This is a genomic window from Variovorax sp. PvP013 (assembly GCF_050435945.1).
Classification (GTDB): domain Bacteria; phylum Pseudomonadota; class Gammaproteobacteria; order Burkholderiales; family Burkholderiaceae_C; genus Variovorax.
In genome coordinates, this window is record NZ_JBNDLF010000001.1 from 1,051,616 (window position 1) to 1,072,809 (window position 21,194).

The following is a 21,194-nucleotide window of genomic DNA, read 5'->3' on the forward strand; positions in this document are numbered from 1 at the left end:
TCAGTCGTTCAGGAACAGCCGGTCGACCTCGCCCGAGACGGCCACCTGCCCCTGCGCCAGGAGCGCGCGATGCCGGTCGAGCCGCCTCGGATCGTAGAGATAGTTGACCATGACTCCGAAGGATTGCCTCATGCCTTTCGGCGACGGGTCGCCGGCCCAGTTCAGCCGCTCCACGCGCGCGCCGTTGCCCAGGTGGAAGCGCGCCACCGGATCGACCGGCCGGCCGTCGTGCGTCGCGCGGCCGAGGTACTCCGCCGCGCACCGCATCAGCACCTGCCGCACCGGCGACTTCGGGTCGAGCGAGGGCCCCGCGTCGGCCGCGGCGAGCAGGCGCTCGGGCGTCGGCGGCAGCGAGCCGAGCGCGTGGCCGAGCGCGGCGGCCGAGCGCGCGTCGAGGCGGTCGAGCAGCTCGCCCGCGTTGCGCCCGAGCCAGGCGCGGAAGCCCGGCATCGGCGAGAGGGTCGCGAAGGTCTTCAGGCGCGGGAACTCCGCCTGCAGCGTCTCCACCACGCGCTTGATGAGCGAGTCGCCGAAGCTCACGCCGCGCAGGCCGTCCTGCGTGTTGCTGATGGAATAGAAGATCGCCGTCGTCGCCTTCGCCGCGGCCAGCGGGGCGGCGGCCTCGTCGAGCAGCGGCTCGATGCCGGCGCTGATGCGCTCGACCAGCGCCACCTCGACGAAGATCAGCGGCACGCCCGGCAGGCGCGGGTGGAAGAAGCCGTAGCAGCGCCGGTCGCTGTCGAGCCGGTTCTTGACGTCGGCCCAGCCCTGGATGTCGTGCACCGCCTCGTAGGCGATGAGCTTCTCGATCAGCGAGGCCGGCGAGTCCCAGTCGATGCGGCGCAGCTCCAGGAAGGCGACGTCGAACCAGGTCGAGAACAGGTGCTCCAGTTCGGCGTCGAGCGGCACCAGGCGATGGTCGCCGCGCACGTGCGGCAGCAGCTCGGCGCGCAGGTCGACCAGGAAGCGCATGCCGTCGGGATCGATGGTGACGCGCTGGAGCAGCCGCGCGCGCGGCGAGGCCAGCGCCCGGCGCAGCTGCGCCTCGGCCGGGCCCTCGTCGGGCGTGCCCGCGGCCGCCTCGTGGCGCGCGCGGGCGGCGCGCAGGGCCTGGGCGTCGGGGCCGAAACGCTCGCTCAGCAGCAGCCAGACGTCCCGGCGCTCGGCCGCGTCGCGCGCCGCGTAGTCGTCCATCACGGCCCGCGCGTGGCGGGCGGCCTCGACCTCGCTCAGGCTCGGATCGACCACCGCCTGCAGCTCGCCCAGGACCCGGCGCAGCGTGCGCGGCGCCATCGCCTCGCCGTGGCGGCGCAGCGTGACGCCGAGGCGCTCGGTCAGGGTGCGGGGCGGTGGCGACGTGGAAGGCGGTGGGGTGTCGGTCATGCGGGCGGAGGGCGTCGGAATGGGTGGGCAGGAAAAGTCTATCGCCCAAAAGTAGCGCGAAAGAACTGCATTTCTGCGCCGTCCTGGTGCGCACATCTTGCATACCAGTTGGCACGGAAGCTGCTGATGCACTGCAACATGTCGATCTCCGCCGCCGAAATCAGTGCCCGCATCATCGAAGCCGTGATGGCGCGCAAGCTCGCGCCCGGCTCGCGGCTGGGCGAGCAGCAGCTCGCGATGCTGTTCGGCTGCAGCCGCACCATCGTGCGCGAGGCGCTGACCCGGCTGGCCGCGCGCGGCATCGTCACCGTCAGCGCCCGGCGCGGCTGGTTCGTCATCGAGCCCTCGCAGGACGAGGCGCGCGAGGCCTTCGAGGCGCGCCGCGTGATCGAGGTCGGCCTGATCCGCAGCGTCGGCGCGGCCGGCGGCATCGGCGCGCCGGCGCTCGGCCGCCTGCGCGCCCACTTGGCGCGCGAGCAGGCCGCCGTCGCCGACACCGACGTCGGCACGCGCAGCTTCCTGCTGGGCGACTTCCACGTCTGCCTGGCCGAGTGCCTGGGCAACTCGCTGCTGGCCGACACGCTGCGCGACTTCACCGCGCGCACCACGCTGATCGCCATGCTCTACCAATCCACCCACGACGCCGCGCAGTCGTGCGCCGACCACGTGCGCATCGTCGACGCCCTCGCGCGCGGCGACGCCGCCGCCGCCGAGGCGCTGATGGCCGAGCACATCGGCGCCGTGCATTCCACCCTGCGCGCGCAGGCCAGCCACGACCCGCTGGCGCAGCTGCGCGACGCGCTGGCGCCCGTGCCCGGCGCCAGCGCCGCGGCCGGCGCCGCCGCACCGACGACCACCGCCGCCATCGGCGACCCCGCCTTCGACGATTCATCCACCTACCTGGGAGCCCTGCTATGACCTTCATCATCACCAAACGCGCCTTCGCGCTCGGCCTCGCGGCCGCCACCCTCCTCGCCTCGGCCGGCGTCCAGGCGCAGACCGCGCTCGACGACGTCATGAAGGCCAAGTCGATCAAGATCGCCATCCCGACCGACTACCCGCCCTACGGCTTCGTCGGCACCGACATGGCGCCCCAGGGCCTGGACGTCGACGTGGCGAAGCTGATCGCCGCCAAGCTCGGCGTGAAGGTCGAACTGGTGCCCGTGACCAGCGCCAACCGCGTGCCCTACCTGCAGACGCGCAAGGCCGACCTGGTCGTCTCCACGCTCGGCAAGAACCCCGACCGCGAGAAGGTCATCGACTTCACCAGCGCCTATTCGCCCTTCTTCCAGGCCGTGTTCGCGCCCAAGACGATGGCGATCAAGGGCTGGGGCGACCTCGCCGGCAAGAGCGTGGCCGTCACGCGCGGCGCGATGGAGGACCAGGAACTGGCCAAGGTCGCGCCCGCGGGCGTGGACGTCAAGCGTTTCGAGGACAACAACGCCACCATCGCCGCCTTCGTCGCCGGCCAGACGCAGCTGGTCGCCACCAGCGCCTCGGTCGCGGGCAACATGATGGCCAAGAACCCCGGCGTGGGCGCCGAGTTCAAGCTGCTGCTCAAGGACAGCCCCAACTTCATCGGTGTGGCCAAGGGCGAGGACAAGCTGCGCCTGAAGGTCAACGACATCCTGGCCGAGGCCAAGAAGGCCGGCGAGCTCGACGCCCTGTCGAAGAAGTGGCTCGGTCGCCCGTCCGGCGACCTGCCGAGCTGATCGCGCCGAACCCGACGGAACGCCCCGGCCATGCGCATCACCTTCGATTTCCTGGCGGTCCTCGTCCAGTGGCCGCTGCTGCTCAAGGGCGTGGCGTGGACCGTCGGGCTCACCGCGATCGCCACCGTCGTCGGCATGGCGGTGGGCACCTTCTGCGCCTGGGCGCGCGCCAGCGGCCCGACGTGGCTGCGCTGGGTGGTCGGCGCCTACGTGGAGCTGATCCGCAACACGCCCTTCATCGTGCAGCTGTTCTTCATCTTCTTCGGCTTGCCGGCGGCGGGCTTCAAGCTGTCGGCCGAGATGGCCTCGGTCATCGCCATGACGCTCAACCTGGGCGCCTACGCGACCGAGATCATCCGCGCCGGCATCGAGGCCACGCCCAGGGGCCAGATCGAGGCCGCCGTGAGCCTGGCGCTCGACCGCGTCCAGGTCTTCTTCCGCGTCGTGCTGCCACCGGCGCTCAAGAAGGTGTGGCCCTCGATGGTCAGCCAGATCGTCATCGTGATGCTCGGCTCGGCGGTCTGCGGCCAGATCTCCACGGAAGAACTCAGCTACGCGGCCAACCTGATCCAGAGCCGCAACTTCCGCGCCTTCGAGTCCTTCATCGTCGCCACGCTGATCTACCTGGCGCTGTCGCTGATGCTGCGGCGGCTGCTCGACTGGGCCGGGCCGAAGTACTTCTTCGGCCGCTGATCCCCGCTCTCCCAAGAAGCCATCCAAAGAAGAAAGAAAGCCGCACATGGTCGAGTTCTCCCTGTGGGACATCCTGCGCAACCTGCTGCTCGCATTGCGCTGGACGGTGGCGCTGTCGGCCATCGCCTTCGTCGGCGGCGGCGTGGTCGGCGGCCTGCTGCTGATGGCGCGACTGCGCGGCGGGCGCGGCGTGCAGCGCGCCATCGGCGCGTACGTGCAGCTGTTCCAGGGCACGCCGCTGCTCATGCAGCTGTTCCTGGCCTACTTCGGCATCGCGCTGTTCGGCATCGACGTCTCGGCCTGGACCGCCGCGAGCGTGGCGCTCACGCTCTACACCAGCGCCTTCCTCGCCGAGATCTGGCGCGGCTGCGTGGCCTCCATCCCCAAGGGCCAGTGGGAAGCGTCCGCCAGCCTGGCCCTGAGCTTCGGCGAGCAGATGCGCCACGTCGTCCTGCCGCAGGCCGTGAAGATCGCCACCGCCCCGACCGTCGGTTTCCTGGTCCAGGTGGTCAAGGGCACGGCCCTTGCATCGGTCATCGGATTCGTCGAACTCACGAAGGCCGGCGGAATGATCTCCAACGCCACCTTCAAGCCCTTCGTCGTCTTCAGCTGCGTCGCGCTGCTGTACTTCGCCCTGTGTTTCCCGATCAGCCTGTTTGCCAAACATCTGGAGAGAAGAACCCATGTCAACCGTCGCTGAATCCACCCCGGTCGTCCACCCGACCCGCCAGACCGCCTCGGGCGCGCCTATCGTCCAGATCACCGCGCTGCGCAAGTCCTACGGCACTCACGAGGTGCTGAAGGGCATCGACCTGACCGTCAAGCGCGGCGAGGTCATCGCCATCATCGGCAAGAGCGGCTCGGGCAAGAGCACGCTGCTGCGCTGCATCAACGGCCTGGAGGCGTTCCAGGAAGGCGCGCTCACGGTCGACGGCAAGCCGCTGCTGCACGAGAGCGCGATGGCCATGCGCGAGCTGCGCCAGCGCGTGGGGATGATCTTCCAGGGCTTCAACCTCTTCCCGCACCTGACGGTCGGCAAGAACGTGATGCTGGCGCCGACCCTGGTCAAGCGCCGGGCGCAGGCCGAGGCCGCCTCGCAGGCGCGCCGGCTGCTCACGCGCGTGGGCCTGGCCGAGAAGTTCGACGCCATGCCCGACCAGCTCTCCGGCGGCCAGCAGCAGCGCGTGGCCATCGCGCGCGCATTGGCGATGGAGCCGGCCGTGCTGCTGTGCGACGAGATCACCTCGGCGCTCGACCCCGAACTGGTCGGCGAGGTGCTGCGCGTGGTCGAGTCGCTGGCCGACGAAGGCATGACGCTGCTGATGGTCACGCACGAGATGAGCTTCGCGCGCAAGGTCGGCGACCGCGTGATCTTCATGCACCAGGGCCGCGTCCACGAGATGGGCCCGCCCGCCGAGCTGTTCGGCAATCCGCAGACGGCGGAACTGAAGCAGTTCCTGTCGTCGCTGCACGATTGAGTCGCGTCGTTTTCCCCGGCAGGACGCGGCGCTCCCGGTCTCGCTCCCTCTCCTTCCGGGAGAGGGCGGGGGTGAGGGTCCGGGCCTCGAATCACCCTCCTGCCTGAGCGACCGCCGCGGCCCTCACCCTGCCCTCTTCCGGAGGGAGAGGAAAAAGAGGGCGTCGCGCCGTCTCGCGTGCGGAGTAGATTCGACGGCCCCGCCCTCCTTCCCGATCTCGTCCTTGGCCGCTCCGACCGCCCCTTCACCGCCGCTGCGCCCGCCCCTCCCCCTGCCCACCCGCGACGGCGTCGGCCCCAGTTGCGTCGGCCTGCCGGCGGGCGACTGGCCGACCTTCCTCGACTTCTTCCTCCACCGCTTCCCCGGCGTCGCGCGCGAGACCTGGCTGGCGCGCTTCGAGGCCGCCGAGGTCGTCGACGAGCACGGCCACCGCGTGACGGCCGACCGCCCCTACGCGCCGCACCGGCGCGTCTACTACTACCGCTCGCTCCCCGACGAGCCGCGCGTGCCCTTCGAGCACGCGGTGCTGTGGCGCGACGAGCGGCTGCTGGTCGTCGACAAGCCGCATTTCCTGCCCGTGGCCCCGACCGGCAAGTACCTGCGGGAGACCTTGCTGGTGCGCCTCAAGCGAAGCCTGGGCCTCGACGACCTGGTGCCCGTCCACCGCATCGACCGCGGCACCGCCGGACTGGTGCTGTTCGCCGTCGACCCGGCCACGCGCGGGGCCTACCAGGGCCTGTTCGCCGAACGCCGCGTGCGCAAGACCTACGAGGCGCTCGTCCATTGGCCGGACGGCACGGTGCTGCCGGCCGTGCGGCGCAGCCGTCTGGCGGTGGACGACCGGGCCTTCATGAAGACGCGCGAGGTCGACGGCGAGCCGAATTCGGAGACGCACTTCGAGCTGATCGAAACGATCGACCTCGCGCGCTCTCCCGCATCGGCCGGCGCCCTCGCCTTGGCGACGCCCTCCCTGGCCGACCCCTCCGTCCCGCGGCCGGGCGCCACCGTCGCGCGGCTGCGCCTGTCTCCGGTCACGGGCCGCCGCCACCAGCTGCGCGTGCACTGCGCCGCGCTCGGCATCCCGATCGTGGACGACCCGATCTACCCGGTGCTGCGGCCCGAGACCGACCGCGAGGACTTCGCGCGACCCCTGCGGCTGCTGGCCCGCTCGCTCGCCTTCACCGACCCGGTGACGGGCGAGGCGCGCGAGTTCCGCAGCCGCCGCTCGCTCGACGACGACGTCCAGGGCTTATAACCACCCACCTTCGAAACGACACCAAGGACCAATCGACATGGGCGCGCAGTGGAAAGCAAAGCACAAGGACGTGGCCGCCAACGCCAAGGGCCGGCTGTTCGGCAAACTGGCCAAGGAAATCATGGTGGCCGCGCGCGGCGGCGCCGACCCGGCCTCCAACGCCCGGCTGCGGCTGGTGGTCGAGCAGGCGCGCAAGGTGTCGATGCCCAAGGACACGCTCGACCGCGCCATCCGCAAGGGCGCCGGCCTCGGCGGCGAGGCGGTGCACTTCGAGCACGTGATCTACGAAGGCTTCGCGCCGCACCGCGTGCCGGTGATGGTCGAGTGCCTGACCGACAACGTGAACCGCACCGCGCCCGAGATGCGCGTGCTGTTCCGCAAGGGCCAGCTCGGCACCTCCGGCTCGGTGTCCTGGGACTTCGACCACCTGGGCCTGATCGAGGCCGAGCCGTCGGCCCCCGGCGCCGATGCCGAGCTCGCCGCCATCGAGGCCGGCGCGCAGGACTTCGAGCCCGGCGACGACGAGGGCGTCGCGCGCTTCCTGACCGCGCCGGCCGACCTCGACCTGGTCGGCCGCGCCCTGCCGGCGCACGGCTTCCGCGTCGTCGCCTCCAAGCTGGGCTACCGGGCGAAGAACCCAATCGATCCGGCCTCGCTGAGCGCCGAGGACCTGGAGGAGGTCGAGACCTTCCTGGCCGCCATCGACGCCAACGACGACGTGCAGAACGTGTACGTCGGCTTAGCCGGCTGAGTCGGGGGCCGGTTCAGCGCCTCTTCCTTTTTCCGCCCGGCGGCGCGACCCGGCGCGGCGCCACCAGGCCCAGCGCCGCGCGCGCCAGCGCATCGGCCTCCGCGTTGCGATGCGCCGGCACCCAGACCACGCGGACATCGTCGAACGCGCGCAGCAGCGCGCGCGCCTCGTCGAACAAGGCCGCCAGCCGGACGATCGGCCGGACCGCCCCGCCGTCGACGGACCCGAGCTGGGCCACCACGACGCTGTTGTCGCAATGCACCCGCGCCGCCCGCGCGCCGAGCGTGCGCAATTCGGCCAGCGCGGCCATCACGCCGCGCAATTCGGCCTCGTTGTTGCATCCCGACGCCGCACCGCCCGACAGCGACAGCGTGCGGCGCTCGCCGTCCGGGCCGGCGAGCACCGCGCCCCAGCCCATGCGGCCGGGATTGGGCAACGCGCTGCCATCGGACCAAGCCGTCCACACCGACGCGACGTCCGAACTCAAGACGGCCTCGAGATTGAGAAATAACGCCTCAAGACCTCAAATAAAAACATTTAGGCGTACTTTAGGTTTACATGCGTCATCGATGAAGGCACGACGCTTGCTTGGACGAGGGCGGACCCACCCCAAGCGCATGTCGAACTTCCTCACCCGCCGGCTCGGCCGGCTCAGCGTCGGCCGCAAGCTGCTCGTCATCTACCTGCTGGACCTGAGTGCCGTCATCTTCATCAGCGGCATCCTGATCAACGAAAAGTTTATCGCCATCGATTTCGGTCGCAAGGAGATGGCGGGCATCGCCTACATCGACGAACTGCGGCCCTCGCTGCTCGCGCTCGCGGGCTGGCAAGGGGCGGCACCGGCCTCGGACGCACGGCTCGACGAGACGGAGCGCCGCCACGGCGTCGACCTGCGCAGCGCCGGACCCAGCGCGGCGTTCCGCCAGGCCGTCGAGCGCGTGGCGCGGTCGGACGCGACCGGTCCGGAACGCACGGCGCTCGAGCGCGCCGCGCTGGAGCGCGGGCGCGCCCTGGTCACGCGCGTGGGCAACCAGTCCAACCTGATCCTCGACCCCGACCTCGACAGCTACTACACGATGTCGCTGGTGCTGCTGCGATTCCCGGAGCTGCTGGAGCTGGTCTCGGCACTGGACGCGCACCTGGACCGGTCGCCCGGCACGTCCGCCGACGAGGCCGAATCGCGCATGCGCTACTTCGTCCTCGAAGGCCGCGTCGACGCCGTCGCCGCGGCCATCCAGAGCGACTACGCCGAAGCCTTCGCCGCCACCGCCGGCCCCCTGCGGGAACACCTGGAGGGCTCGCGCGAACGCCTGCGCACGGGCATCGCGGGCTTCGTGCGGGCCGCGCGGACGGCGCTCGACGATCGCGACGGCCCTCGCGCGGGCGGCTTCGAGGCGGCGCGCCAGTCGCTCCTGGGCGACCTCGACCGCGCCTGGGCCGACGCCAGCGCCGACCTCGACGTGCTGCTCGCGACGCGCGAACGCGGCTTCTTCATGCGGATGTGGCTGCACCTGGGCACCGCCCTGTTCCTGCTGCTGCTGATCCTGAGCGCGGTCTACCACGTCGCGCGGCAGATCGCGCGGCCGCTCGCGCACCTCTCCGGCGTGGTCGACACCGTGCGCCGCACCGGCGACCACGGTCTGCGCGCGCACTGGGACAGCGGCGACGAGATCGGCCGGCTGGTGGTGGGCTTCAACGACATGCTCGCGCAGCTCGACCGCGAGCGCCGCATCCAGCAGGAGCTCGCCGCCAGCGCGCGGGCGGCCGAGGCGCAGCGCGACTTCGTCGCCGCCATCCCGATCCCGATCGTGGTCACGGCCGTCCCCGGCCACGAGGTGCTCGACGCCAACCCGCCCGCGCGGGCCTGGCTCGGCGGGCGCGAGGGCGACCCGTGGGCCGGGGGCCTGGAGCCCGCGGTGCGCGCCCGCTTCTTCCAGCAGCTGGCCGACCGCGACGCCGTTGACGAGTTCGAGGTGCGCTGGAACGGCGGCCGGGAGCCGTCGTGGGCGGTGCTGTCGGCGCGCCGCTTCACCTACCAGGGCCGCGACGCGGTGCTGACCGCCTTCACGCCGATCAACCATCTCAAGCAGCTGGAGCAGCGCCTGGAGCTGTGGGCCAAGGTGTTCGAGGCCTCATCCGAAGGCATCATGATCATCGACGCGCGGCACGCCATCCTGACCGTGAACCGGGCCCTGACCCGTCACACCGGCCACGAGGCGCGCGAGCTCGTCGGCGCCACGCCGGACCACCTGCTGGCCGACGCCACGCTCGACGACCCCGGCTTCTGGCGCACGCTCGACCGGCGCGGCGCCTGGCAGGGCGAGGCCGACGTGCGCCGCCGCAACGGCACGACCTACCCCGCCTGGGTGGTGGCCAGCGTGGTGCGCGACGGACCGGACCGCGTCTCGCACTACATCTTCACGTCGATCGACATCAGCGACCGGAAGCGCAGCGAGGAACGCATCCGCTACCTCGCGCTGCACGACGTGCTCACCGAGCTGCCCAACCGCTACCTGTGCATCGAGCGCCTGGGCCGCGCGATCCGCGAGGCGCGGCACGCCGGGCGGCGCGTGGGCGTGCTGTTCCTGGACCTGGACCGCTTCAAGGTCATCAACGACTCGCTGGGCCATCACGTGGGCGACGCGCTGCTCAAGTCGGTGGCGCGCCGGCTGCTGGAATCCGTGCGGCCGGACGACACGGTCAGCCGCCTGGGCGGCGACGAGTTCGTGGTCGTGCTGCGCGACGTCGCCGACGGCGACGAGGTGCTGGCGCTGGTCGAGCGGCTGGTGCCGGCGGTGCGCCGCGCGCACGACGTCGACGGCGTCGAGCTGAACGTCTCGTGCAGCGTGGGCATCGCGCTCTATCCGGAGGACGGCGGCGACATCGACGAATTGATGCGCCACGCCGACGTCGCCATGTACCAGAGCAAAGCCGGCGGGCGCGACATGTCGCGCTTCTTCACGCCGGAGATGAACGAGCGCGCGCGGCGGCGCCAGCGCATCGAGGCGAACCTGCGCCACGCCGTCGAGCGCGGGGCCCTGCGCCTGGCGTTCCAGCCGCGCGTCGACGCCGTCACCGGCCGGGCGGTGGGCGTGGAGGCGCTGCTGCGCTGGCACGACGGCGAGCTCGGCGCCGTGCCGCCGGCCGAGTTCGTCGCCGTGGCGGAAGAGTCCGGGCAGATCGTGGGCATCGGTGCCTGGGTCATCGAGCAGGCCTGCGCCCAGCACGCGGCGTGGCGCCGCGAGGGCCTGGGCGAGGTGCCGGTGTCGATCAACGTGTCGGCGCTGCAGCTGCGCGACCCCGATCTGATCGACCTGCTGCGAGGCGCGCTGCGGCGCCATGGCGTCGCCCCGGCGCAGCTGGAGGTCGAACTGACCGAGTCGACCCTGATGGACACGTCCGAGCGCACCCTGGCGCCCCTGCGCGCGCTCAAGGACCTGGGCGTGCGGCTGTCGATCGACGACTTCGGCACCGGCTATTCGAGCCTCGCCTACCTGCACCGCTTTCCGATCGACATGCTCAAGATCGACCGCTCGTTCGTGCACCGGATGCTCGACGATCCGACGCACCTGGCCATCGTGCGCGCGGTCGTCGGGCTGGGCCACACGCTGGGGCTGCGCGTGGTGGCCGAGGGCGTGGAGTCGGCGCAGGCGGCGCAGGTCCTGCGCGAGGCGCGCTGCGACGAACTCCAGGGCTTCCACTTCGCGCGTCCCATGGACGGCGACGCCCTCGCCGCCTGGCTAGCGGCCGAGCGGGAGCGCCGAGCCGTCGCCTGAGCCGGCCGCCGTCGTCGTGCGCCGCCGCGGCGCGCTCGCGTACAGCCAGATGCCGAAGGCGATCATCGGCACGCACAGCCACTGGCCCATGCTCATGTCGAGCGCCAGCAGGCCGAGGAAGTCGTCGGGCTCGCGGAAGTACTCGGCGACGAAGCGCATCGCGCCGTAGCCGATCAGGAACACGGCCGAGACGCGGCGCTCGCGCCGGTCCTTGCGCGCGTAGAGCCACAGCACGACGAACAGCAGCAGGCCCTCCAGCAGGAACTGGTAGACCTGCGACGGGTGGCGCGGCAGCATCGAGCCGCTGTGCGGAAACACCATGCCCCAGGGCAGGTCGGGCGGCGCGAAGCGGCCCCAGAGTTCGCCGTTGATGAAGTTGCCCACGCGGCCCGCCGCCAGGCCGGTCGGCACGCAGGGGGCGACGAAGTCCATCACCTGCCAGTACGGCCGCGCGCGCGAGCGGGCGAACCAGATCATCGAGGTGATCACGCCCAGCAGCCCGCCGTGGAAGCTCATGCCGCCCTGCCAGATGTAGAGGATCTCCAGCGGGTGCGTCAGGTAGTGGGTGGGCTTGTAGAACAGGCAGTAGCCCAGCCGGCCACCGACGATCACCCCCATCACGCCGAGGAACAGGATGTCCTCCACGTCCTTGCGCGACCAGGCGCCGGGCCCGGTGATGGAGCGGAACGGCTCGTGACGCAGCCGGCGCGTGCCGAGGAAATAGAACAGCCCGAAGGCGGCGAGGTAGGTCAGGCCGTACCAGTGGACGGCGAGCGGGCCGATCTGGAGGGCGATCGGGTCGATCTGCGGGTACATGAGCATCGGGGGATTGTGCCCGGCCCGCAAAGAGCCAACACGATGTTTGCCGACCTCAGTGCCACTGTCGTCAAACAGCGCGCGCTCAGATCAAACATGAAGCTTGTTGAATTAAAGATTTTTTGATTGAATCGAACCGTTCTCTCAACAGATAGAAATTAAGCATCAATAAAGTCGAGAACTTGAAATTTAATAAAAATCAAGATTTTCACCGGCAGTTTTTGCATATGCTAGATTTTTTATTATTGAGGAATCCATGCAACCTCGACGCTCCAATTTATTCGGCAGATCGCAAATCGTCATCTGGGACACGACCTCTCATGGTGGCGTGGTAATTTCAGCAAGCAGGGCCAACACGTGGCACGGAAAAGGCGCAGTGCGCAAAGGCGATGCTGTCTATTGTCCAAAATGTCCGCCACACTTCTTCGAAGTCAGTGAAGGCCTGGAGCATTGCACCGATACGAATGCGCGATTACCACTTGCAACCGAAGGCCATCTCACTGGCTGTGGCGCAAAATTGATTGCACAGCAGGCACCCCTTGACCTGAAAATCGCCGCAATCCATAAAAAAAGCGAAAGACCCGTTGACCATGGCTTTGCATACGATGTCTTCTTTCTTGTCAAGGATGCAGTCACCAAAAAGCCCACGGCCAATCTTCCCTACAAAATTACATTGGCGAATGGCGAGGAAGCCGTAGGCATCACAGATAACGACGGACACACAAAAAAAGTTTATTCCGATATTGCAACCACAGCCAACCCTGGAAGCTCCTTACTATGGCAACCCGATCAGCAGCGACTGCAACACTGACACATCATTCGGAAACGGCGCCCGTCGTTGCTGAAATTGCAAGGGAATTGAGCGGCGCGCAGTGGGTCGATAGATTCCCTGGAAGTTCGTCCGTAGAGGATCTGAATCCGGATTTCGCCGCCAAAGTCGGAAAATCTATTTCAGCCATCCGGGCTACAGGTGCATCAGTTCGCGTCTCAGCCACTTTCAGACCCAAGGAACGCGCTTATCTGATGCACTATTCGGCTGCCATCGCGAAAGGCACCATCGCTGCTGCGCGGGTTCCGAGAATGGATGGGGTAAATATCGAATGGCAGCACGACTCAGACAAAGAGTCGCAGAGTGCCGCATCTTCCATGACCGCTGGATATCGCATTGTCTACCCACCAGCTCTAAGCTCGAGACATACAGAAAAGGCTGCAATCGACATGACGATCACCGGCCTGATTGGCAAGACCATGAAAAACGCATCCGGCGAAGATATAGAAATCAAAAACAATGAGGACATCTTCTCAGTGGGAGCAACTTATCGAGTCATCAAACTCGTTTCCGATCCCCAACATTGGTCCGACAATGGTCAATAAAAAATCTCACACATTCGGAATGAAGACCTGCGTGCTTTTGATCACTTCCACTGCCTTTTTTCAGTCAATCTCATTGGCAACACCCATTGCGGAAGAATCAGGCTGGCCAAGGGATGTCAAAAATTACATCGAAAGCCGAGAACTCTGCGATCACTTTCGAAGTGAGGCGGGCGACACGTCAGACGACATTCGAAAAAGCGAAATCGAGGAAGGGCTCACGAATTGCGAAGGAACAGACGCCAGACTGGCGTCGTTGAAATACCTTTACGCGAAATCGCCTGAGGTGATGGAGAAACTTCGCCGATACGACACACTCATTGAAGGCAACGAACGTGGTCTTCCGAGAGACGTCTGGTCCTATCTGACCGCCCGGGTCCAATGCGATGGATTGCGGGTCAGTCGCACGCGTGAATCGTCTCCCATCGATTCGACGTCGAGTACCTCATTGCGCGATCGTGTCTGTTCTCGCGCGAATGACCGGCTGCTCGCCCGCTTGAAATCCAGGCATGCGAGGAATCTGGTCGTGATGGAGGCGCTGAGCGAATTCGCGCCACTGAGCCCTCAATTTCAGATCCAGCGTCGTCACTGAAAAAATACATTGCGACAGGCTTCACGCCATGTCTCCGCTCAAGTCACGGCGGACGGCACGTCCCCTTCAGACGTCGTGCCACGACGCCGCGCGCGACTGAGGCGGAAGGTCGACCGGGCGCGCACCCGCGGGTCGTTCGCGTCGAGGACCGGGGGTCGGGGCCGCCGACGCCCGCGAACGCGCCGGAACGGCGGCGCGGACCGCGGGGGCCCGGCCCCTCGGGGCGACGGCCGGGGCCGGGGACGCGTCGCGCATCTGGAACACCGCGACCGCGCGCTGCAGGGTCTGCGCGCTGCGGCCCAGCCCATGGGCGGAGGCGGCGGATTCCTGGACCAGCGCGGCGTTCTGCTGCGTGAAGGTGTCGAGCTGGACCACGGCCTGATTGACCTGCGCGATGCCCAGCGACTGCTCCTGGGTGGCGCTGGTGATCTGGTGCACCCTGGTCGACACCTCGCGCACCGAGTCCATCACCTCGGACAGCGTCCTGCCGGCGCCGTGGATGCGCGCGGTGCCCTGGGCGATGCGCTGGGCGGCCTCGGCGGTGAGCTGCTGGATCTCCTGGGCCGCGCTCGCGCTGCGCTGCGCCAGCGCGCGCACCTCGGTGGCCACGACGGCGAAGCCGCGGCCGCTCTCTCCCGCGCGCGCCGCCTCCACGGCCGCGTTCAGCGCCAGGATGTTGGTCTGGAACGCGATGCCCTGGATGACCTCGGTGATGCTGCCGATCTGGGTCGACGACTGCTCGATGCGGTCCATCGCCTCGCGGGCCTCCTGGACGGCCTGTTCGCCGCGGCCGGCGACCTCCTGGCTGCTGTCGCTCTGGGCCGCCATCTGGGCGGCCGTGCTCGCCGTCTGGCGCACGGTGCTGGAGAGCTCCTCCATCGACGCGGCCGTCTGCTCCAGGCTGCTGGCCTGGGACTCGGTGCGGCTGGCCAGGTCGAGGCTGCCCTGCGCGATCTCGCCGGCCGATGCCGTGAAGCCGGCGATCTCCTTGCGCACGTCGCCCACCACCGCGCGCAGGTTGATCTGGATCTGGTTGAGGCGGCGCATCAGCGTGCCCATCGGCTCCGGATGGTCGAGCTGCGGCTCGCCCATCAGGTTGCAGCCGGAGAGTTCGCCGGCGAAGCGCACGGCCTCGTCGAGCGCCGCGTCCAGGCGCGCGTGGAACCAGGCGAACGCCAGTCCCACCCCGCCGACGAGGATGCCCAGCCGCGTCAGCGTGGCCGTCGTGCCGGTCCATCCCAGGGCATCGGGCAGCATGGCCGCGCCCACCACCAGCGCCAGCACGACGCCCATGCGCATCGACAGCGGGATCTGGCGGAGTCGCGCCGCCCAGCCGCGCGGGCCGTGCCGGCGGACCTGTCCGGCGTCGAGGTAGAAGTCGCGCCGGCCTTGCCGGGCCTGCTCGTTCAGGCGCGCGTACAGCGCCTCCGTCGCCTGGACCTGGGCCCGGCTCGGCTTGATGCGCACCGACATGTAGCCCTTGGGCTTGCCCTGCTCGAGCACCGGCGTCACGTTGGCCAGCACCCAGTAGTGGTCGCCGTTCTTGCGGCGGTTCTTCACCATGCCGGTCCACGGGCTGCCGCTGCCGATGGTGCGCCACATGTCCTTGAACGCCGCCTCCGGCATGTCCGGATGCCGCACCAGGTTGTGCGGCTGGCCGACCAGTTCGTCGTAGCTGTAGCCGGAAGTGGTCACGAAGGCGTCGTTGCAGTGGACGATGGTGCCCTGCCGATCGGTGGTGGACACCAGGGCCTCGGCGTCGGAGAAGTCGTATTCCTTTTGCGTGACCGGAAGATTTTGTCGCATGGAGATTTCGAGAGGGGGAGAGACGGCAGCGGCGTCAACGGGTGATCGCTTTTCGTGAGCGTCGACTCTAGGCAGGCGACCCCCACGACGCTGTAGGGAGTTCTCAATGCGGACTGAGGGGACCGATGGTTTGGTTAACGATCAGCAACAATCGTTTCGAAACTACAATAAAGGGCTCCCCAGCCGTCTCGGCTCCGATGCCTGCACGCGAATTGCGCCCCCCGACCGCCGGTCCGTCCGTCCCCTCTCCAGCTCCCCGACCCGGGCCGGCGCACAGCGAAGCCCGGCTCATGGCGCTGTTCGACTCGGCGATGGACGGCATCGTGACGATCGACGGCGCGCAACGCATCGTGATGTTCAACAAGGCCGCCGAGCGCATGTTCCGCTGCCCGGCCTCGACGGCGTTGGGCCAGCCCATCACCCTTTTCGTACCGGAGCGCTTCCGCGCCCACCACGCGCGCCACGTCGAGGCCTTCGGCGCCACCGGCACGACCGTGCGCCAGCTCGGCCGCGGCGGCGCCATCAGCGCCCTGCGCGCGGACGGCGAGGAATTTCCCATCGAGGCGTCGATCTCGCAGGTGGACCTCGCCGGCCAGAAGCTCTACACGGTGATCCTGCGCGACATCACCGAGCGCGTCCGCGCGGAGGCGGCCCTGCTGCGCTACCAGAACGAACTCTCCGAACTCACCCGGCGGCTCATGCGCCAGGAGAAGGAGACCACCCGGCAGCTCGCGCAGGCGCTGCACGACCAGCTGGGCCAGACCCTGACGGCGATCCGCCTCGCCTTCGACGCCGCGCCGGCGGGGTCGCCCTCGGCGGCGGTCGACCGTCCGCGCGAGCGGCTCGACCGGCTCATCGACCAGGCCATCCGCGAGGTGCGCCAGGTGCTGGTCGAGCTGCGGCCGCCGCTGCTCGACGACCACGGCCTGGCCGCCGCGCTCGACAACGAACTGCAGTCGCGCGACCGGCGGCTGGCCGGGGTCGACCTGCTGCTGGAGGTCGAGCCCGACGTCGCGCGGCTGCGCTGGCCCGCCGACATCGAGCACGCGGCCTTCATGGTGGCGCGCGAAGCCACGTCCAACGCGCTCCGGCACGCCCGGGCGAGCCTGGTGCGGGTGGTGCTCGCGGGTGGCGCGCGGCACCTGCGGCTGGAGGTCGTCGACGACGGCCGGGGCTGGCCCCGGGACGCCCAGAACGCCCGCCCGGGGCACCTGGGCGTGGTCGGGATGCGCGAGCGGGCGCTCGCCATCGGCGCGTCGTTCACCGTCGAGCCCAACCCCGAGGGCGGCACCCTGGTGCGTCTCGCCTGGGAGGACGTCGCATGAGCACGCTGTACCTGGTGGACGATCACCTGATGGTGCGCGAGGGCCTGCGCGCGGTGCTGGAGAACGCCGGCCACGAGGTGGTGGGCGAGACCGCCGACCCGACGGTGGCCGTGGGCGAGATCCTGCGCCTGGCCCCCCAGGTCCTGCTGCTCGACCTGAGCCTGGGCCGGCGCTCGGGCTTCGAGGTCCTGGCCGAACTGCAGCGCCGCGTCTCGAGCGTGCGCACCGTGGTGCTCACCATGTCGGCCCAGCCGCAGCACGTGGGCGAGTCGCTGCGCATGGGAGCGGCCGGCTACGTGCTCAAGGGCGCCCCGTCGAGCGAGGTGCTGAGCGCCATCGGGGTCGTGCTGCAGGGCCGGCGCTACCTCGGCCAGGAGGTGGCCGACCTCGCGGTGGAGGCGTTCACCGGCAACCCCGACGCCGATCCCTTCGCCGCGCTGTCGCCGCGCGAGCGGCAGATCGTGGTGATGGTGGTCAAGGGCGCCTCCAGCGCCGCGATCGGACGCGAGCTGCACCTGTCGCCCAAGACCATCGACACCTACCGCAGCCGCCTGATGAACAAGCTGGGCGCCGCCAACGTCACGGACCTGGTGCGCCTGGCCATGCGCCACCACCTGCCCGGCATCGACGCCTGAGCGCTCCGATCAGGCCGCGCCGCGGTCGCGGACGAAGGCCACGAAGCGCTCCAGCGCCGCATGGCCGGCGCCGGCGGGCCAGACCAGGCTGGTCTCGCACTCGGGCAACGCGACGGCATGCCGCTGCGACCGACGCCGCCGGTCCGCGCCCCCGGGCGCACCCGCGAACGCCTCCGCTCCCCGGTACACCACGCCCTCTCGCCGGAAGCGCGTGACGCTCTCCGGCACCCAGGCCACGCCGACGCCGCCCCACACCAGGTTGACGATGGTCTGCATCTGGATCGCCTCCTGCGCCACCGCCGGCACGCGGCCGGCGGCGTGGTAGAGCGCGTGGATGGCGTCGTGCAGCGAGGGCACGATGCGGCGCGGGAAGATCACCAGCGGTTCGGCCAGCGCGTCGGCCAGCGCCGGCCGCCCGGCGGCGGCCAGCGGGTGCGCCGCCGGCAGCGCCAGCACCAGCGGCTCGACGGCGACCGGCAGGCGGTCGAGGCCGGGCGGCGCGAAGCCGGGCGAATGCAGCATCAGGCCGGCGTCGACCTCGCCGCGCGCGAGGGCCTCGAGCTGGACGTCGCCGGTCGCCTCGACCAGTTCCAGGGCGACCTGGGGGCACCGCGCGCGGAAGTCGCGCACCCACAGCGGCAGCTGCTCGAAGCCGATGGTCGAGACGAAGGCCAGCCGCACGCGCCCGACCTCGCCCGCCGCCGCGGCGCGCGCCCGCGCCGGCAGCGCCTGGGCGCGCGCGAGCAGGTCGCGCACGTCCGGCAGCAGCGCCTCGCCGGCGGCCGTCAGCGCGACACGGCGCTGCGTGCGGTCGAACAGGCGCACGCCCAGCACGCGTTCGAGCTGCGCGATGGCCTGCGTCACCGGCGGCTGCGTCAGGTGCAGGCGGCGCGCGGCGCGGCCGAAGTGCAGCTCTTCGGCCACGGCGACGAACTGGCGCCAGGCCCGCAGATCGACCGGAGTGTCCTTCTCGTTCATACGGCCAGCATATCAATCGGACCCCGAGAACGGATTGGAACGAATCAGTCGGAAGTCGGATACTGGCGACCCCCCGATTCCCGATTCCAACGAGACCCACGCCATGGACACCAAACCCCTCCAGATCAACCGCCGCAGCGCCCACATCGTCGAAGGCAAGTCGCGCGCGCCCAACCGCTCGATGTTCTACGCGATGGGCTACGAGGAAGGCGACTTCAGGAAGCCGATGGTCGGCGTCGCCAACGGCCACAGCACCATCACGCCGTGCAACTCCGGCCTGCAGAAGCTCGCCGACGCGGCCATCGCCGGCATCGAGGAGGCCGGCGGCAACGCGCAGGTCTTCGGCACGCCGACGATCTCCGACGGCATGGCCATGGGCACCGAGGGCATGAAGTACTCGCTGGTCAGCCGCGAGGTCATCAGCGACTGCATCGAGACCTGCGTCGGCGGCCAGTGGATGGACGGCGTGCTGGTGGTCGGCGGCTGCGACAAGAACATGCCCGGCGGCCTGATGGGCATGCTGCGCGCCAACGTGCCGGCGATCTACGTCTACGGCGGCACCATCCTGCCGGGGCGCTACAAGGGCCAGGACCTGAACATCGTCAGCGTGTTCGAGGCCGTGGGCCAGAACGCCGCCGGCAACATGAGCGACGAGGACCTGCTGCAGATCGAGAAGCGCGCCATCCCCGGCACCGGCTCGTGCGGCGGCATGTACACGGCCAACACCATGAGTTCGGCCTTCGAGGCGCTGGGCATCTCGCTGCCCTACTCGTCGACCATGGCCAACCCGCACGACGAGAAGGCCAACTCGGCCAAGGAATCGGCCAAGGTGCTGATCGAAGCCATCAGGAAGGACCTGAAGCCGCGCGACATCGTGACGCGCAAGTCGATCGAGAACGCCGTGGCCGTGATCATGGCCACCGGCGGCTCGACCAACGCCGTGCTGCACTTCCTGGCCATCGCCCACGCGGCCGAGGTCGAATGGACCATCGACGACTTCGAGCGCATGCGCAAGAAGGTGCCGGTGCTGTGCGACCTCAAGCCCTCGGGCAAGTACCTCGCGGTCGACCTGCACCAGGCCGGCGGCATCCCGCAGGTCATGAAGGTGCTGCTCAACGCCGGCCTGCTGCACGGCGACTGCATCACCATCAGCGGCCAGACCATCGCCGAGGTGCTGGCCGACGTGCCCGACGTGCCGCGCGCCGACCAGGACGTGATCCGCCCGATCGGCGAACCGATGTACGCCGAGGGCCACCTCGCCATCCTCAAGGGCAACCTCAGCCCGGAAGGCGCCGTCGCCAAGATCACCGGCCTGAAGAACCCGGTCATCACCGGCCCGGCGCGCGTGTTCGACGACGAGCAGTCGGCGCTCGCGGCCATCCTGGCCGGCAAGATCGTCGCGGGCGACGTGATGGTGCTGCGCTACCTCGGCCCCAAGGGCGGACCGGGCATGCCCGAGATGCTGGCCCCCACCGGCGCGCTGATCGGCGCCGGCCTGGGCGAGAGCGTCGGCCTGATCACCGACGGCCGCTTCTCCGGCGGCACCTGGGGCATGGTGGTGGGCCACGTCGCGCCGGAAGCGGCGGCCGGGGGCACCATCGCGTTCGTCAACGAGGGCGACTCGATCACCATCGACGCCCACGAGCTCAAGCTCGAACTCAACGTGAGCGACGCGGAGATCGCGAAGCGCCGCGCGGGCTGGACCGCGCCGGCGCCGCGCTATACGCGCGGCGTGCAGGCCAAGTTCGCCTTCAACGCGTCGAGCGCCAGCACGGGCGCGGTGCTGGACAACTACTGATCCGGCGCGGGCCGCCGCCGCGGACGACAGCGGCCCGTCACTTGCGGCGGTCGCGATCCGAGCGCGGCGCCTTGGGATCGAACAGTCCCAGGTCCTTGCGCTGGCGGTCGATGCGCGCCTGCTTGCGCGCCGCCTCGCGCTCGATCACGCGGCGCTTGGTGTAGCCCGACGCATCGGCATAGGCCCACCACAGCGCGGCGAGGCCGAAGGGGATGAGCAGGAGCCACCACGAGAGCTGTCCGACCGGACCGATCTCGAAGTACTTCAGCGCGAGACCGATCAGACCCAGGGCCAGGAACCACATAGACATCTCCTCCGGACGAACGGTGCGGATCGTCGCACAGGCCCACGTCGCGGTGCGGGCGCACGGCCTCTCGGACCGCCTTGCCGGCTCCCTACAATGGCCCGGCGCCGGGCTAGGCTCTCGGCCCCCGGCCAGCCTCCGTCACCCCACGGCCCGCTTCCCGAGTCCTCCTCCGGTCCTCCACGAACATCCCTCGACATCCCATGAAAAAAGCGCTCGTCCTCGCCGCCTGCGTGCTGTGCGCCGCGGCGCCCGCCTGGGCCGATCCGGCCCTGGCCCGTTCGAAGAACTGCATGAGCTGCCATGCCGTGGAGCGCAAGGTGCTCGGACCGGCCTTCAAGGACGTCGCCGCGCGCTACAAGGGCAATGCCGGCGCGGCCGACCTGCTGGCGACGAAGATCCGCAAGGGCGGCGCCGGCGCCTGGGGACCGGTCCCGATGCCGGCCAACAACCAGGTCAGTGAGGCCGACGCCAAGGCATTGGCGACCTGGGTGCTGGCGACGCCGCAATGAGCGGCCCGC

General features: G+C 69.5%; 21 protein-coding genes. 15 read left to right on the forward strand and 6 right to left on the reverse strand.

Annotated elements, in window-relative coordinates; translation table 11 throughout:
• Positions 1 to 1,383: a malonyl-CoA decarboxylase gene (locus ABID77_RS05060; RefSeq protein ID WP_429591761.1), complete on the reverse strand. Its 1,383-nt coding sequence runs from the start codon at positions 1,381 to 1,383 to the stop codon at positions 1 to 3.
• 138 nt (positions 1,384 to 1,521) lie between these two features.
• Between ABID77_RS05060 and ABID77_RS05065 the strand changes: the two genes are divergently transcribed.
• From ABID77_RS05065 to ABID77_RS05095, 7 genes are all read left to right on the forward strand, one after another.
• On the forward strand, positions 1,522 to 2,301 hold the full coding sequence (locus ABID77_RS05065; protein ID WP_429593300.1) for a GntR family transcriptional regulator: 780 nt from the start codon (positions 1,522 to 1,524) through the stop codon (positions 2,299 to 2,301).
• Entirely contained in the window at positions 2,298 to 3,095 is a 798-nt protein-coding gene (locus ABID77_RS05070; protein ID WP_429591764.1) for a transporter substrate-binding domain-containing protein, read from the forward strand. The genes ABID77_RS05065 and ABID77_RS05070 overlap by 4 nt, the downstream gene beginning before the upstream one ends.
• A gap of 30 nt (positions 3,096 to 3,125) precedes the next feature.
• Entirely contained in the window at positions 3,126 to 3,788 is a 663-nt protein-coding gene (locus tag ABID77_RS05075) for an amino acid ABC transporter permease (RefSeq protein ID WP_429591767.1), read from the forward strand.
• Positions 3,789 to 3,834: 46 nt separating this feature from the next.
• Positions 3,835 to 4,488: an amino acid ABC transporter permease gene (locus tag ABID77_RS05080; RefSeq protein ID WP_429591770.1), complete on the forward strand. Its 654-nt coding sequence runs from the start codon at positions 3,835 to 3,837 to the stop codon at positions 4,486 to 4,488.
• A complete protein-coding gene (locus ABID77_RS05085; RefSeq protein WP_429591773.1) occupies positions 4,472 to 5,266 on the forward strand; it encodes an amino acid ABC transporter ATP-binding protein in 795 nt (264 codons plus the stop codon). The genes ABID77_RS05080 and ABID77_RS05085 overlap by 17 nt, the downstream gene beginning before the upstream one ends.
• 223 nt (positions 5,267 to 5,489) lie before the next feature.
• A complete protein-coding gene (locus tag ABID77_RS05090; RefSeq protein ID WP_429591775.1) occupies positions 5,490 to 6,521 on the forward strand; it encodes a pseudouridine synthase in 1,032 nt (343 codons plus the stop codon).
• A gap of 37 nt (positions 6,522 to 6,558) precedes the next feature.
• Positions 6,559 to 7,272 carry a YebC/PmpR family DNA-binding transcriptional regulator gene (locus tag ABID77_RS05095; protein WP_429591778.1) on the forward strand — a complete coding sequence of 238 codons (714 nt, stop codon included), beginning with the start codon at positions 6,559 to 6,561 and terminating at the stop codon, positions 7,270 to 7,272.
• 13 nt (positions 7,273 to 7,285) lie between these two features.
• Here the strand turns inward: ABID77_RS05095 and ABID77_RS05100 are convergent, their stop codons facing one another.
• Positions 7,286 to 7,759 carry a reverse transcriptase-like protein gene (locus ABID77_RS05100; RefSeq protein WP_429591780.1) on the reverse strand — a complete coding sequence of 158 codons (474 nt, stop codon included), beginning with the start codon at positions 7,757 to 7,759 and terminating at the stop codon, positions 7,286 to 7,288.
• Positions 7,760 to 7,889: 130 nt separating this feature from the next.
• Between ABID77_RS05100 and ABID77_RS05105 the strand changes: the two genes are divergently transcribed.
• The gene (locus tag ABID77_RS05105; protein WP_429591783.1) at positions 7,890 to 11,048 is read left to right on the forward strand and encodes an EAL domain-containing protein; all 3,159 of its coding nucleotides are present in this window, start codon (positions 7,890 to 7,892) and stop codon (positions 11,046 to 11,048) included.
• Here ABID77_RS05105 and lgt read toward each other — a convergent pair.
• Positions 11,013 to 11,870, reverse strand: coding sequence for a prolipoprotein diacylglyceryl transferase (gene lgt, locus ABID77_RS05110; protein ID WP_429591786.1), 858 nt, complete (start codon positions 11,868 to 11,870; stop codon positions 11,013 to 11,015). The two genes, ABID77_RS05105 and lgt, sit on opposite strands and share 36 nt — an antisense overlap.
• A gap of 250 nt (positions 11,871 to 12,120) precedes the next feature.
• On the opposite strand from lgt, the gene ABID77_RS05115 reads away from it, so the two are divergent.
• The 3 genes from ABID77_RS05115 to ABID77_RS05125 are packed head-to-tail and all read left to right on the forward strand — an operon-like array spanning position 12,121 to position 13,827.
• Positions 12,121 to 12,675, forward strand: coding sequence for a PAAR domain-containing protein (locus tag ABID77_RS05115; protein ID WP_429591789.1), 555 nt, complete (start codon positions 12,121 to 12,123; stop codon positions 12,673 to 12,675).
• Entirely contained in the window at positions 12,642 to 13,238 is a 597-nt protein-coding gene (locus tag ABID77_RS05120; RefSeq protein ID WP_429591792.1) for a hypothetical protein, read from the forward strand. Before ABID77_RS05115 ends, ABID77_RS05120 begins: the two co-directional genes overlap by 34 nt.
• 19 nt (positions 13,239 to 13,257) lie before the next feature.
• Positions 13,258 to 13,827, forward strand: coding sequence for a hypothetical protein (locus tag ABID77_RS05125; RefSeq protein WP_429591794.1), 570 nt, complete (start codon positions 13,258 to 13,260; stop codon positions 13,825 to 13,827).
• A 66-nt stretch (positions 13,828 to 13,893) separates the two neighbouring features.
• On the opposite strand, the gene ABID77_RS05130 is transcribed toward ABID77_RS05125, so the two are convergent.
• Positions 13,894 to 15,633 (reverse strand): methyl-accepting chemotaxis protein, encoded by a 1,740-nt coding sequence (locus ABID77_RS05130; RefSeq protein WP_429591797.1) that lies wholly within the window; start codon positions 15,631 to 15,633, stop codon positions 13,894 to 13,896.
• 197 nt (positions 15,634 to 15,830) lie between these two features.
• On the opposite strand from ABID77_RS05130, the gene ABID77_RS05135 reads away from it, so the two are divergent.
• Together ABID77_RS05135 and ABID77_RS05140 are read left to right on the forward strand one after the other, a co-directional pair.
• Positions 15,831 to 16,958 carry a PAS domain-containing sensor histidine kinase gene (locus tag ABID77_RS05135; protein WP_429591800.1) on the forward strand — a complete coding sequence of 376 codons (1,128 nt, stop codon included), beginning with the start codon at positions 15,831 to 15,833 and terminating at the stop codon, positions 16,956 to 16,958.
• Positions 16,955 to 17,593, forward strand: a complete 639-nt coding sequence (locus ABID77_RS05140; protein ID WP_429591803.1) for a response regulator — start codon at positions 16,955 to 16,957, stop codon at positions 17,591 to 17,593. Before ABID77_RS05135 ends, ABID77_RS05140 begins: the two co-directional genes overlap by 4 nt.
• Before the next feature lie 9 nt (positions 17,594 to 17,602).
• On the opposite strand, the gene ABID77_RS05145 is transcribed toward ABID77_RS05140, so the two are convergent.
• Positions 17,603 to 18,571: a LysR family transcriptional regulator gene (locus ABID77_RS05145; protein ID WP_429591806.1), complete on the reverse strand. Its 969-nt coding sequence runs from the start codon at positions 18,569 to 18,571 to the stop codon at positions 17,603 to 17,605.
• Between the two features lie 103 nt (positions 18,572 to 18,674).
• Here ABID77_RS05145 and ilvD point away from each other — a divergent pair, with 103 nt between their 5' ends.
• On the forward strand, positions 18,675 to 20,369 hold the full coding sequence (gene ilvD / locus ABID77_RS05150) for a dihydroxy-acid dehydratase (protein WP_429591808.1): 1,695 nt from the start codon (positions 18,675 to 18,677) through the stop codon (positions 20,367 to 20,369).
• Between the two features lie 37 nt (positions 20,370 to 20,406).
• Here the strand turns inward: ilvD and ABID77_RS05155 are convergent, their stop codons facing one another.
• Complete coding sequence (locus ABID77_RS05155; protein ID WP_429593303.1) at positions 20,407 to 20,673, reverse strand: TIGR04438 family Trp-rich protein; 267 nt, start codon at positions 20,671 to 20,673, stop codon at positions 20,407 to 20,409.
• A gap of 203 nt (positions 20,674 to 20,876) precedes the next feature.
• On the opposite strand from ABID77_RS05155, the gene ABID77_RS05160 reads away from it, so the two are divergent.
• Positions 20,877 to 21,185 carry a c-type cytochrome gene (locus ABID77_RS05160; RefSeq protein ID WP_429591810.1) on the forward strand — a complete coding sequence of 103 codons (309 nt, stop codon included), beginning with the start codon at positions 20,877 to 20,879 and terminating at the stop codon, positions 21,183 to 21,185.
• Positions 21,186 to 21,194: the final 9 nt, after the last annotated feature.

Coding starts and splice junctions, on each gene's coding strand:
- ABID77_RS05060 (WP_429591761.1), bottom strand. CDS start 1,383: ATGACCGACACCCCACCGCCTTCCACGTCGCCACCGCCCCGCACCCTG.
- ABID77_RS05065 (WP_429593300.1), top strand. CDS start 1,522: ATGTCGATCTCCGCCGCCGAAATCAGTGCCCGCATCATCGAAGCCGTG.
- ABID77_RS05070 (WP_429591764.1), top strand. CDS start 2,298: ATGACCTTCATCATCACCAAACGCGCCTTCGCGCTCGGCCTCGCGGCC.
- ABID77_RS05075 (WP_429591767.1), top strand. CDS start 3,126: ATGCGCATCACCTTCGATTTCCTGGCGGTCCTCGTCCAGTGGCCGCTG.
- ABID77_RS05080 (WP_429591770.1), top strand. CDS start 3,835: ATGGTCGAGTTCTCCCTGTGGGACATCCTGCGCAACCTGCTGCTCGCA.
- ABID77_RS05085 (WP_429591773.1), top strand. CDS start 4,472: ATGTCAACCGTCGCTGAATCCACCCCGGTCGTCCACCCGACCCGCCAG.
- ABID77_RS05095 (WP_429591778.1), top strand. CDS start 6,559: ATGGGCGCGCAGTGGAAAGCAAAGCACAAGGACGTGGCCGCCAACGCC.
- ABID77_RS05105 (WP_429591783.1), top strand. CDS start 7,890: ATGTCGAACTTCCTCACCCGCCGGCTCGGCCGGCTCAGCGTCGGCCGC.
- lgt (WP_429591786.1), bottom strand. CDS start 11,870: ATGCTCATGTACCCGCAGATCGACCCGATCGCCCTCCAGATCGGCCCG.
- ABID77_RS05115 (WP_429591789.1), top strand. CDS start 12,121: ATGCAACCTCGACGCTCCAATTTATTCGGCAGATCGCAAATCGTCATC.
- ABID77_RS05120 (WP_429591792.1), top strand. CDS start 12,642: ATGGCAACCCGATCAGCAGCGACTGCAACACTGACACATCATTCGGAA.
- ABID77_RS05125 (WP_429591794.1), top strand. CDS start 13,258: ATGAAGACCTGCGTGCTTTTGATCACTTCCACTGCCTTTTTTCAGTCA.
- ABID77_RS05130 (WP_429591797.1), bottom strand. CDS start 15,633: ATGCGACAAAATCTTCCGGTCACGCAAAAGGAATACGACTTCTCCGAC.
- ABID77_RS05135 (WP_429591800.1), top strand. CDS start 15,831: ATGCCTGCACGCGAATTGCGCCCCCCGACCGCCGGTCCGTCCGTCCCC.
- ABID77_RS05140 (WP_429591803.1), top strand. CDS start 16,955: ATGAGCACGCTGTACCTGGTGGACGATCACCTGATGGTGCGCGAGGGC.
- ABID77_RS05145 (WP_429591806.1), bottom strand. CDS start 18,571: ATGAACGAGAAGGACACTCCGGTCGATCTGCGGGCCTGGCGCCAGTTC.
- ilvD (WP_429591808.1), top strand. CDS start 18,675: ATGGACACCAAACCCCTCCAGATCAACCGCCGCAGCGCCCACATCGTC.
- ABID77_RS05155 (WP_429593303.1), bottom strand. CDS start 20,673: ATGTGGTTCCTGGCCCTGGGTCTGATCGGTCTCGCGCTGAAGTACTTC.
- ABID77_RS05160 (WP_429591810.1), top strand. CDS start 20,877: ATGAAAAAAGCGCTCGTCCTCGCCGCCTGCGTGCTGTGCGCCGCGGCG.